At 72.9% G+C, this 11,393-nt stretch carries 6 protein-coding genes; 5 read left to right on the top strand and 1 reads right to left on the bottom strand.

Annotated elements, in window-relative coordinates:
- Positions 1-3: 3 nt before the first annotated feature.
- The 5 genes from R9Z33_RS17400 to R9Z33_RS17380 all read left to right on the top strand — a co-directional run bounded on the left by R9Z33_RS17400 (position 4) and on the right by R9Z33_RS17380 (position 10,471).
- Complete coding sequence (locus R9Z33_RS17400; RefSeq protein WP_318647837.1) at positions 4-5,436, top strand: hypothetical protein; 5,433 nt, start codon at positions 4-6, stop codon at positions 5,434-5,436.
- Complete coding sequence (locus tag R9Z33_RS17395) at positions 5,433-7,265, top strand: hypothetical protein (RefSeq protein ID WP_318647836.1); 1,833 nt, start codon at positions 5,433-5,435, stop codon at positions 7,263-7,265. Before R9Z33_RS17400 ends, R9Z33_RS17395 begins: the two co-directional genes overlap by 4 nt.
- A 103-nt stretch (positions 7,266-7,368) precedes the next feature.
- Positions 7,369-7,800: a PadR family transcriptional regulator gene (locus tag R9Z33_RS17390; protein ID WP_318647835.1), complete on the top strand. Its 432-nt coding sequence runs from the start codon at positions 7,369-7,371 to the stop codon at positions 7,798-7,800.
- Positions 7,801-7,861: 61 nt separating this feature from the next.
- The gene (locus tag R9Z33_RS17385) at positions 7,862-9,193 is read left to right on the top strand and encodes an NAD(P)-binding domain-containing protein (protein ID WP_318647834.1); all 1,332 of its coding nucleotides are present in this window, start codon (positions 7,862-7,864) and stop codon (positions 9,191-9,193) included.
- A 174-nt stretch (positions 9,194-9,367) separates the two neighbouring features.
- On the top strand, positions 9,368-10,471 hold the full coding sequence (locus R9Z33_RS17380) for an ArsO family NAD(P)H-dependent flavin-containing monooxygenase (protein WP_318647833.1): 1,104 nt from the start codon (positions 9,368-9,370) through the stop codon (positions 10,469-10,471).
- A 93-nt stretch (positions 10,472-10,564) separates the two neighbouring features.
- Here R9Z33_RS17380 and R9Z33_RS17375 read toward each other — a convergent pair whose 3' ends face one another.
- Positions 10,565-11,392: a metallophosphoesterase family protein gene (locus tag R9Z33_RS17375; RefSeq protein WP_318647832.1), complete on the bottom strand. Its 828-nt coding sequence runs from the start codon at positions 11,390-11,392 to the stop codon at positions 10,565-10,567.
- Between the last annotated feature and the right edge of the window lies 1 nt (position 11,393).

Genomic DNA, 11,393 nt, shown 5'->3' with positions numbered 1-11,393 from the left:
GCCATGCCGGGCTTCGAGAATAGCGCCGCCACCCTGGCCAAGGCCCGCCAGGCCCTCGCCGAAGCGGAGGCAGCCGCGCGCGATGCGCGCGCACGGCTGCGCATGGCGGAGCGCGGGGCGGGCGATGGCGAGGTGCCCCGGAGCCTGCGCCGCGCCGACAAGGCATCTCTGGGCCGGATGGAAAAGGCGAGGGAGGAATTGCGCACGGCGGAGGCTGCCTTCGCCGCCTTCTCCGATCCTCGCAAGGCGGTCGGCGCCATGCCGGACAGCGACCCGCTGCTGCTGCTGCCGCTGCGGCTTGAAACGCGCTTCGGCAGTGGCCCGCGGGGCGATCCGCAGCTCTGGGTCCGCGTCTATCCCGACTCCTGCCTGGTGGATGCCTTCCAGCCGGGCCTCAGCGCCACAGAGCTCGCCGGCGCCAAGACCTATTGGACGGAGCGCTGGTGCGCCGCCGGATCGGAGGCGCGGCATCGTGCTGCCTGGCGCGCTCTGGTCGCAAGCCATGGTGCCGGCCGTGCGCGCCACATCGTCGCCAGCTACGCGCCGCTGAACCCGGCGGACGAGCCGAAGGCCGCCGAGGTCGAAGTGGTCCTGGTCATTCCCGTGCAGGCCATGCCGGCCGAGGCGCAGGAGATCAGCGGCTTCTGGAAGGCGATGTGGCATGCGGGGAGTGACGCCGCCCAGCAGCAGGCCGCCTTCGACGCGCTCGCCGCGCGTCTCGGCGAAGCGGTGGCGGCGGAGGTGGTGCAGACCCATGTGCCCCACCGCTTTGCCGATTTCGGACCCGAGGGCGGTGCGCGCCGCTGGGCCGGCGTCGTGTTCCTGCAATGGCCGGAGGATCCGCCGGCCGCGCCGGCCTCCTGGAACGCGGCCGCCGTCGCTGACCCGCTGCCGGAGCGCTTCGTGCTGGTGCTCTCCCGCGCCGGCACGCGGCGCGAGGTACTGGGAGAGCCGGTGGCGCATCCGTTGCATGTCGGCTTCGATGCTGGCGGGCTGCTCGGCGGGACGCCGGTGGCGGATGGCGCGGCGCTGAACTTCCCGGAGGAGACCGCTTGGCTCGCCGATTTCGATACGGCGGTGAAGCTGGGCATGGGCTTCCGCGTGGATCTCTCCGCCGAGGAGGCGCGCGAGGGTTTCGACCGGCTCTATGTCATCGGCGTCTGTGCCACGCCCGACCCGGCCGAGGGCGCCGCGCGCCTCGCGCGCTTCGTCACGCACCGCCTGCACTCCAATGCGGATTTCGCGCTGGTGCCGCACGGCACGCCCACCAACAACACCGAGGAGGGTGATTCTGGCTTTGCCCGCCGCGCTGATCCGGACCGCGTCTTCGACGCCGTGATGGGCGAGGGCCTCTTCGCGCCCACTGCGGATGCGTCGCAGAAGCGCGATGGGCAGGTGCTGGCGGAGGCGCTGGGCCTGGACCCGGCCCTGGCCGCGCGCCTGCTGAACGCCGATGGGCAGGACCAGGCGGTGGCGCGCGCGATGCGGGCCGCGCTCTGGCCGGGGACGATCGGCTATTTCCTGGGCACGCTGCTGAGCCCCGTGGTCGGCCGCGCGACGATCGGCGAGGTGCGGCGCCATTTCATCGCGCATGTGGCGGGCGGCGGGCGGCTGCCCGCCATCCGGATCGGGCGCCAACCCTATGGCGTACTGCCGGTGACCGCCTTCGACCGCATCGCCTGGCTGAAGCGGGACGGCCGCCGTGGCCGGGAGGATATCCTCGCCCGCATGCATCCGCTGCTGGACGAGATGCGCCTCCGGTGGCGCGCCTATGCCGACGGGGTCGCGCAGGTGGGCGCACCCGGTGATGCCGGGCAGGCGCTGCTCGACGTGCTCGGCCTGCATCCCGCCTCGGCGGAGTTCCACTTCCGCTACGCCCAGGCTGACCGGCAGTTGGCGAACCTGTTCCGCCTCGTCTCCATCGCCTGGACCGACCTGCCGGAGCCGGAGGAGCTGAAGCGGGCGGTGGTGGATTTCCTCGCGGCCCTCGGCGCCGCGCCAGCGGAGGTGCCGCAGATCGCGCGGCTGATGCTGCAGGGCCCGCAGGGCGTCCTGGATGGCGGCACCGTCGCCTCGGAGCCCTTGCAGCCGGGCTTCGAGACGGAGCACCAGCGCTACATCGCCTGGCTCGCCGAGGCAGCGGAACGATCGGTCGAGATGGTGCGCGACCAGACCACCCTTCCTGATGGGCGCGTGCCACATGCGCTGCTCTACATCCTGCTGCGCCATGCGCTGCTGCTCGGCTACAGCGATGCGGCGGTGGCGATGCGGCTCCGCTCGCGCGACTTCACTGAGGATGCCGCGCGCGCCGCCCTTCGTGAGGAGGCGCTGCCCCACATCACCGCCAAGCGCGCCTTTCCGGTCGAGAGCCGCTGGGAGAGCCTGTTCGAACCCGCACCTGACGTGACCGGGGAGCCGCTGCAGCCAATGGCCGAGTTCCTTGCCAAGGAGCTTGGCCGCAGCAAGGAGACGCAGGACCTCGCCGAACAGATCGCGGCGCTGCGCCTCATGTCGGGCGCGAGCCAAGGGCAGGCGGATCGCGCGCTGCGCCATCACCTCGACAGCTGCTCGCACCGGCTGGATGCCTGGCTGCTCGGGATCCCGAACGCGCAACTCGCGCGGATGAAGCGCCGGGGCATCCATCTCGGCGCCTATGGCTGGCTGCAGGATGTGCGGCCGCGCGCGCGTCGCCTCTCGCCGGCCGAACTGAGCGACGCCGAGGCGAAGCTGCTCGACCCGCAGGGCACCTTACCGGAGCTGCTGGCCGACACGGCGAATGGCGGCCTTGTCCATGCGCCCTCGCTGGATCACGCGGTCACCGCTGCCATCCTGCGCAGCGCCTATATGAGTGCGGAGAGCGATGCCGAGCGTGCGGCGGTCGGCGTGAACCTCTCCTCCGAACGGGTTCGTGCCGGGCTCGCGCTGATGGACGGGATGCGGACAGGGCAGAGCCTCGCGGCGCTGCTCGGTTACCGCTTCGAGCGCGCCCTGCATGACCGCTGGGCGGAGGCCGAGACGGACGACTTCCTGCTGGAGCTGCGCCGCGCCTTTCCGCTGGTCGCCGGCGGCCTTCCCGAAACCGCGGCACCCGTGGCGGACCAGGGCAAGGAGGCCGCGCGCAATGTGGTGGACGGGCTGAAGCTGCTGGCGCAGATGCGCGCCAGCGGCCAGCGCGACTATCCATTCGGGCTCGGCGCCACGCTGCCGGTGGCCACGGCTGAGGAGGCGCGCGTGATCAGCGAGGAGGCGCAGAGGCTCGAGGAGCTGCACGACGCGCTGGGCGACCTCGCGTTGGCGGAGTCGGTGCACCAGTCCGTGCAGGGCAATTTCGACCGCGCCGCCGCGGCGCTCGACGCCTTCGCCAAGGGCGAGCCCGCGCCGGAGCCCGAGGTGGTGCGCACGCCCGCGAGCGGCATCGCGCTGACCCTGCGCCTCGCCGTGCATCTGAAGGAGGAGGTCGCTCCCGCTGCTGGCGCCACGCCGCGCGCGCTGGCGGAGCCGGAGCTGGATGAGTGGCTCTGCCGCGTGCTGCCGCCACTCGGCCAGATCGGCTGTCGGGTGCGCTGGCTGGATCCGGTGGACGGCTCGGCGAAGGATGCTTGGGTCACGCTGGCCGAACTCGGCCTCGCACCGCTCGACCTCGTGCATCTCTGGCGCTCGGAAGAGCTGGAGGGCGCCTTTGCGGCGCTGTCCACCCTGGTCGCCGAGCATGTTCTCACGACTGAGCCCGCGCGCTTCCGGCCCGATGCGAAGCTTGCCATCGCTTTCGCCGAGGGGCCGGCCGGCGGTATCAGCCTGCTCGAAGCGGGAGCCCTTCTGCGACCTGTCGCGGCACTGCTGAAATCCGCGCGCCCGCTGCGCCCGACCGACCTGATCCCGGAGAATGCGACGACGCTCGCGGATGCGCAGGCGGTGACGGAGGAGGGCGCGTCGCTCGCCGCGCCGCTCGCCCGCCTTGTCGCGCTGGGCGATGCGGCGAGGCTGCTCGCCACCGACTGCGCCGCCGCGCTTGAAGATCCCGCGCCGCGGCTGGGCGGCGCCCTGATGGGGATCGACGCGCTGATCGGGACCGCAGCCGGGCATCTGATCGAGGCCGGGCGCTTCGGCATCGCGCAGAGCAGCCCGGATCGCGTCCGCGACATGCAGCGGCGCCTGCTCGACATGGTGATGACCCAGGCGCGGAGCCTGCTGGAGGGCTGGACGGCGCGCCTTGTCCGCTGCGACGCCGCGCTGGCACGGCTTGCCGCGGCGCCAGCAGGGGCCGCGGATGCTATCCTGCGCGAGGCCGACCTGGAACTGCCGGCGAAGCTGCCCGCGGCCGGCGCCGACACGGCCGCGCTGGAGGCAGAGGTGCGCGCGCGCCGTCTGGCCTTCGCCGCCCTGACCGATCGCTTGCGCGCCGTCACGACGGCCCGCGCGGGTGCGATCGGCGTGGCGGCGACCGCGCTCGACGCCATCCTTGACGACACCCGCTTCCCGACCGGCGATGTCACGACGGAGAAGCTGCGCGCGGAGGCGGCGGCCGGTGTCACGGAGGTTCAAGCCCTGGCGCGGACGCTGGCCGATGTGGCCGGCCGCCGCGCGCGGGCCGCGGCGGAGAGGCTGGCCGAGGCCGCGACCGCGCCCGATGCGGCGCGCCGCGCGGAACTGACGGCCGCGGCCGCGGAGGCGCTGTTCGGGGAGGGCTTCCTGCACCTGCCGCGCTTCGCACTGGCCGGCCCGCCGCTGGCCAGCTTCGAAAGGGCCCTGGCCACCGCGCAATCGGGCGAGACCCTGGAGCACCTGACCATGACGGCCGGCATCCCGCTGCCGGTCGAGGAGTGGCTGCACGGTGTTGCGCGGGTGCGCCCCGCCGCGCAGGAGCTCGAAGCCGCCATGCTCTACGGCGAGGCGCTGGGCGTGGCGGAGATCGCGCTGGCGCCGGTGCAATTGCCCTATCGCGCCAAGGATAGCTGGCTCGGCCTCGAATTCCCGGAGGATTACGACCTGGACGGCACGCGGCTGCTCCATACCGTGCATCTCGCCGCGCCGCCCGATGGCAGCGGGCGCTTCAAGGGCCTCGTGCTCGATGAATGGACCGAGGTGCTGCCCGGCGCCCGCCGCGCGCCCGACACGAAGGTGGAGGACCTGCACAAGCAAGCCTCCGGCGTCGCCTTCCACTTCGACCGGCCGAATGCGGAGGCGCCGCAATCCTTCCTGCTCGTCACGCCCGCCACCGCAGATGGCACCTGGCACTGGGAGGATATCGTCGGCGCGCTGGATTCCAGCTGGGAGCTGATGCGCATCCGCGCGGTTGAGCCCGAACATCTGGATGACCCGGTGCTCGGCCAGATGCTGCCCGCGACCTACATGGCGGCCGCGCCGCGGGACGTCACCATCTCCGCCGTGCTGGCCGCGAATGTCGGCGTCGCGCGATTCATGAAGGTGCCGCCATGAGCGACCGCTTCGTCACACCGCGCCTCGCGGAGCTTCTGACCAACCGCAAGCTGCCGACCCTGGTCGGATGGAACCGGCTGGAGGGGCGGCCGCGCACCGATGACATCAAGGGCGCGCTGCGCGCCGAGGTGCACGACGCGCTCTTCATGCTCACGCGGCAATGGCAGATGGGCGAGTACAAAGGTGACGACGCGGGTTCGCCGATCTCCGCCTCGCCGGTCCATGCCAGCGCCCCGGTCTCGCGCTTTCGCTGCGGTACCGCCCCCGCGCTCGACCTCGATCCCGCCATGCCGCTCGAGGCCCGGGTGGAGGCACGGCCCATCCCCTTCCTGCGCGCGGGCCAGCCCATCTCGCTCGACATCCGGCTGCAGATGGGCCGCTACTGGCTGAAGCTCGCGCGCGGTGTCGGCGACTTCGCCTTGCGCTACACGGAGCTGTATCGGGTCGAGTTGCCCGATCGCGCCGATCCGCGCCATGCGCCGGCGGCAGCGCATCCCGATGTCGTGCAGAGCTTCGCCGCGGCGGCAGGGCGGGCGATGGATGGCTGGAAGCTGCTGCGCCACCTGGAGGAGGGCGGCGCCGCCTCCGACGGGATGAATGCCGGCGCGGCGGCGCCGGCGCTGGATGACCTGGCCAAGCCCTTCCGCGCCTGGTTCGCGCGGCAATACGTCGCCCCGCCCGCGCCGGAGGAGGATGCCTGGCACCCCGAGCGGCTGGAATACCGCTTCGCGCTGGCCAGCGATTCACGCGCCGGCGAGAAGGTTCTGGTCGCCGCTGAGCATCACGGCGGTGAGCTTGACTGGCACGGCTACGACCTTGACCCCAAGGCGGCGCCGCTTGGCGCGCCCGCCGCGCTGCGCGAGACGGCAACCGCGCTGCTGCCCGTGCCGCTCACCTTTCCCGGCATGCCCGACACGCGCTGGTGGGCCTTCGAGGATGGCCGCACGAATCTCGGCGGCATCGAGGTCTCGACCACCGATCTCGGCCGGATGGCCTTTCTCGAATTCGCACTGCTCTACGCGAATGACTGGTACCTCATGCCGCTCTCGCTGCCGCGGGGGGAACTGGCGGAGCTTTCCGGCATCGCCGTGACCAATGTCTTCGGAGAGCGCTTCTGGGTCCGCCCGGCAGGGGCGGGGCAGGATGACGACCGGAACCGCTGGACCATGTTCACCAACAGCATCCGCGGCCGCGGGCGGCAGACGGCGGATACCGGCCTCTTCGTCGCGCCGGTGACGCCGAAGATCCAGCAGGGCCGGCCGCTCGACGAGGTGCTGCTGATGCGCGACGAGATGGCGAACCTCGTCTGGGGCATCGAGCGCACCGTGCCGATGCCGGACGGCCGCACCCGCCCCGGCGCCGAGGCCGCGCGCGAGTTGCGCCGCCATTTCGAGCAGCAGGTGCGCCCGCCGGTTGTGCCACCGCCCGCGCCCACCGCGCCCACCGCGCCGCTGCGCTACGACGCGATGTCGCCGGTGGCGGAGCATTGGATTCCCTTCCTCGCCGCGCGGGAGCCGGGTTCGACGCGCCAGACGCTGTTGCAGCGCGGATCCATGCTGCGCTTCATCGAAGGCGAGGCCGGACGGCCCCGGCGCATCGTCCCGCGCACCGCAACGCTGCGCGAGGGGCTCGACCAGGCGAAACCCGCCGCCTACTTCCTGGCGGAAGAGGAGGTGCCGCGCGCCGGCGTGCAGGTCACTCGCGCATTTCGCCGCACGCGCGGGCGCTCCGGGCGGACCTATGTCTGGCTGGCGATGCGGAAGTGCACCGGCCGCGGCGAGGGGCAGAGCGGGCTGACCTTCGACCGGCTCGTGCCGCAGGACGACTGATCCGCGCATCACGCGCGGGCCTTCGATCAGCCATGGGCAGCGCTTGGCAGGCGCCTTGACCTTTGGGCTTGATGCATCGAGGTACAAGGTATAGTCTTCGCGTATGGACCTCACCCGCCGAACCGCCCCGCCCCGCGTCAACTACGCCTCCCGCGACTACTGGGCGGGTACGATCAAGATGGGCCTCAGCAAGTTCTTCATCCTGCGTGTCCTGCATGACGGGCCGCTGCACGGCTACGACATCGCCCGCCTGGTCGAGCGCACCACCAATGGCTGTTGTTCCCCCACCGAGGGCACCATCTACCCCGTGCTGCGCGAGTTCGAGGCCGGCGGCTTCGTCACCGCGACGGAAGAGGTCGTGGGCGGCCGCCAGCGCCGGGTTTATGCGCTGACCGATGCCGGCCGCGCTGCCTTCCGTGTGGCGCTGGAGGCCTGGATGGAAGCGACGGCCGCCCTGCAGGACACCGGCCGCGCCTTCGCCGCCGCCGACCGCGTGCGGGCGGAGCAGCGCGCCGGCGGGGCCTGCTGCCCGTGACCCGGACCGTGTCTTTTCAGATCCTGATACCTCACCCCTCGATGCATCAAGGAGCATCCACATGAGCGCATCCAGCCTGCCCATCATCGTGATCGGCGCCGGCCCCGTCGGTCTTGCCGCCGCCGCGCAGCTCCTCGCCCGTGGCCTCGAACCTCTGGTGCTGGAGGCCGGGTCCGATATCGGCGAGGCGGTCCGCGCCTGGGGTCATGTGCGCATGTTCTCGCCCTGGGCCTTCAACACCGACGCCGCGGCGCGCGCGCTGCTCGAGGCCGAGGGCTGGTCGGCGCCGGACGCCGCGCATTACCCGACCGGCGCCGAGCTGGTCGCGGACTACCTGGCGCCGCTGGCCGCGACCCAGGCGCTCAGCGGCCGCATCCGTACCGGCTCGAAGGTCGTGGGCGTCGCGCGCCGCGACTTCGGGCGGCTGTATGACGGGCCCGGCCGTGAGGCGGCGCCGTTCGTTCTGCATGTCGAGACCTGCTGCGGCCTGCGCGCGGTCGAGGCGCGCGCGGTGATCGACTGCTCGGGCACCTGGCATGTCCCGAACCCCGCGGGCAGCCATGGTATGCCCGCGCCCGGTGAGCTGCGGCACGCGGCCCGCATCGCCCATGGCATCCCCGACGTGCTGGGCGCCGAACGTGAGACCTATGCGGGCCGGATCACGCTCGTTGTCGGCGCCGGCCACTCGGCAATGAACGCCGTGCTCGACCTGGCCAAGCTTGCGAGGGAGGCGCCGGGCACGCGGATTCTGTGGGCCTTCCGCCGGCCGCTTGGCGCGGTGAATTTCGGCGGCGGCGCGAGGGACGGCCTTGCCCAGCGTGGTGCGCTCGGCGCGCGCGCGCAGGCGCTGGTCGAGGCTGGTGCCGTCACCGCCCTCGCGCCCTTCCTGATCGAGCGCGTGGCCGAGGCTGAGGGCGCCCTCGCGATCACCGGACGGCAGGAGGGCCGCATGACGACCGTCCAGGCCGACCGGATGGTGGTCGCCACCGGCTTCCGACCTGACCTGTCCTTCCTGCGCGAGGTGCGGCTCGGCCTGGATCCCGCGGTGGAGGCGCCCCCGGCGCTCGCGCCGCTGATCGACCCCAACCTGCACTCCTGCGGCACGGTGCGCCCGCATGGAGAGGCGGAGCTGCGCCATCCGGAGGCGGGCTTCTACATCGCCGGTATGAAGAGTTATGGCCGCGCGCCGACCTTCCTGCTGGCGACCGGCTATGAGCAGGTGCGCTCGATCGCTGCCTTCCTGGCCGGCGACGTCGAGGCAGCGCGCCGGGTCGAGCTGGCGCTGCCGGAGACAGGCGTCTGCGCGACCGACCGCGCGCCCGACGATGCCGCGGCGGCATGCTGCGCCCCGGCAAAGGCGCCGGCGCCGCAGGGCACCGGCTGCTGCGGCTGAGGCCGTGCAGGTGAGCACCGCGCCGCGCATAGGGCCCTTCGCCGCACTCGGCCTCGCCCCGCCCTTGGCCCGCGCGGCCGGCTTCGGGCCGCGCGCCGGGGTGGCGGTGCCGATCCGGCTTGTGGGCATCGCGCTCCGTCTCGCGTGGCACCGGCTTCCACGGATGGCCCGGGCATGAGCGGCGTGCTGGATGTCGTGGTGATCGGCGGCGGGCAGGCGGGGCTCGCGGCGGGCTATTTCCTGCGCCGCACGCCGCTCTCCTTCCTCATCCTCGATGATGGCGAGGCGCCGGGGGGCGCGTGGCGTCACGCCTGGGATTCGCTCACCCTGTTCTCGCCGGCGGAATGGAGCTCGCTCCCGGGTTGGCCGATGCCAGTGCCACAGGGTGGAGGCTACCCGCCGCGCGACGCGGTGGTCCGCTACCTCGCCGCCTATGAGGCGCGCTACGCGCTGCCGCTGCTCCGCCCCGTGCGCGTGGGGGCGGTGCGGCGCGGCGCGGGTCACCTTCTGGTCGAGGGCGCGGATGGCCGGTCCTGGCGTTCCCGCGCCGTGCTCAGCGCGACAGGCAACTGGGGCAGTCCCTGGATCCCCGACATGCCCGGGCGCGCGGTCTACCGGGGGCGGCAGGTCCATTCCGCGCATTACCGGCGGCCCGAGGACTTCACCGGCCAGGCGGTGCTGGTGGTGGGCGGCGGCAACTCGGGCGCGCAGATCCTCGCCGAGGTCTCGAAGGTCGCGCCCACCACCTGGGTGACGGAGCGCGAGCCGGTCTTCCTGCCGGACGACGTGGACGGCCGGGTGTTGTTCGAGCGTGCGACGGAGCGTTGGCAGGCGGAACGCGAGGGCCGCGCGCCAGCTGAGCCACGCGGCGGTCTGGGCGACATCGTCATGGTGCCTCCGGTGCGGGAGGCGCGCGCGCGCGGCGTCCTGTCCCACAGCCTGCGGCCCTTCGCGAGCCTCGAGGCCGATGGCGCGGTCTGGGCCGATGGCAGTCGCGTCGCAGCCGGGGCGATCATCTGGTGCACGGGCTTCCGCCCAGCGCTCGGCCATCTCGCGCCGCTCGGGCTTCCCGGGGCGGATGGTCGCGCCCAGGTCGGGCCCGAGGGGCGCGCGACCGCCGAGCCGCGGCTCTGGTTACTTGGCTACGGGGACTGGACGGGGAGCGCCTCCGCGACGCTGGCCGGCATCACCCGGGCCGCGCGGGGTGCCGTGGCGGCGCTCTCGGAGGCGCTGGCGCGCGACGCCGAGCCGCCCGGAGCTGCCGCGGGGCCGCCTTAGGCTGCATGGGCGCCGGTGTCGTCAGCGGGGCTTCGCGCAGGGAGCGCGGCGCGTCCGGTTGTCGTGCCACCCGGCCAACGGGCCGGGCGCCCTTCAAGCCTGCGTGACGGGCTCCAGCGGCCCATAGACCTCGGGCATGTCGCCCAGGTCGTGCGGTCGCGCTAGCGGGATGTCGCGCAGCACGCAGTCATGCGTGCCATCGGCATGGAAATGGTGCTCCACCCAGCCGATCCGCTTCTCGCCGAGCGCCTCCTGCCAGCGATCACCCACGACGAAGCCGGTCGAGGGCGCCCAGACCTGTCGGATTCCGTCGCCCACGCGATCACGCCACATGTGCAGATGGCCCGAGAGCACGAGGGCAGGGCGCATCCCGCCGAGCAGCGCGAGCAGCCGCCCGCGCGGCGCGGGCAGCACCGGCCAGTAGTTCACTGCGTCGTCCGAGAGGCCCTGCTCCGTGAGGGGCTTGTGCTGGACCAGCGCGATGGCGCGCCCTCCCGCATCCGCAAGCGCCCCGGCCAGGAAGTCCCACTGGCCCGCGTCGCTGATGAGGGATTGGGTGTCGAGGCCGATCAACCGCCAGCCCGGCAGGTCATGCAGCCAGCAGCGTGGCCCGGCCACCGTCGCCCACCGCGCTGCCCGCGCGCCGTTCCAGGGCTGCCGCCCGCCCAGCGCCGCCTCGTCGCCGACATCATGGTTGCCGGGCACCGCGCGCCATTCGACGCCGATCGCGGCATGGCGCGCCCAGGCGGCGGCGAGGTCGGCGTCGCTGTCGGCGCCATCGAGCGAGAGGTCACCGGTGGCCAGCAGCAGGTCCGGCCGCGCGTCACGGATGTGCTGCGCGGCCAGGTCGAAATTCGGCCCGAAGGGATCGCGCGACGCGCCGAGATGGGCGTCGCTGATCTGGGCGATGCGGACCGTCATG

This window comes from Sediminicoccus rosea, assembly GCF_033547095.1.
Lineage (GTDB): Bacteria > Pseudomonadota > Alphaproteobacteria > Acetobacterales > Acetobacteraceae > Roseococcus > Roseococcus rosea.
Note: the sequence above shows the minus strand (reverse complement) of the source record. Positions and strands in the feature narration are given on the sequence as shown.

Coding starts and splice junctions, on each gene's coding strand:
- R9Z33_RS17390 (WP_318647835.1), top strand. CDS start 7,369: ATGGACCTCACCCGCCGAACCGCCCCGCCCCGCGTCAACTACGCCTCC.
- R9Z33_RS17380 (WP_318647833.1), top strand. CDS start 9,368: ATGAGCGGCGTGCTGGATGTCGTGGTGATCGGCGGCGGGCAGGCGGGG.
- R9Z33_RS17385 (WP_318647834.1), top strand. CDS start 7,862: ATGAGCGCATCCAGCCTGCCCATCATCGTGATCGGCGCCGGCCCCGTC.
- R9Z33_RS17375 (WP_318647832.1), bottom strand. CDS start 11,392: ATGACGGTCCGCATCGCCCAGATCAGCGACGCCCATCTCGGCGCGTCG.
- R9Z33_RS17395 (WP_318647836.1), top strand. CDS start 5,433: ATGAGCGACCGCTTCGTCACACCGCGCCTCGCGGAGCTTCTGACCAAC.
- R9Z33_RS17400 (WP_318647837.1), top strand. CDS start 4: ATGCCGGGCTTCGAGAATAGCGCCGCCACCCTGGCCAAGGCCCGCCAG.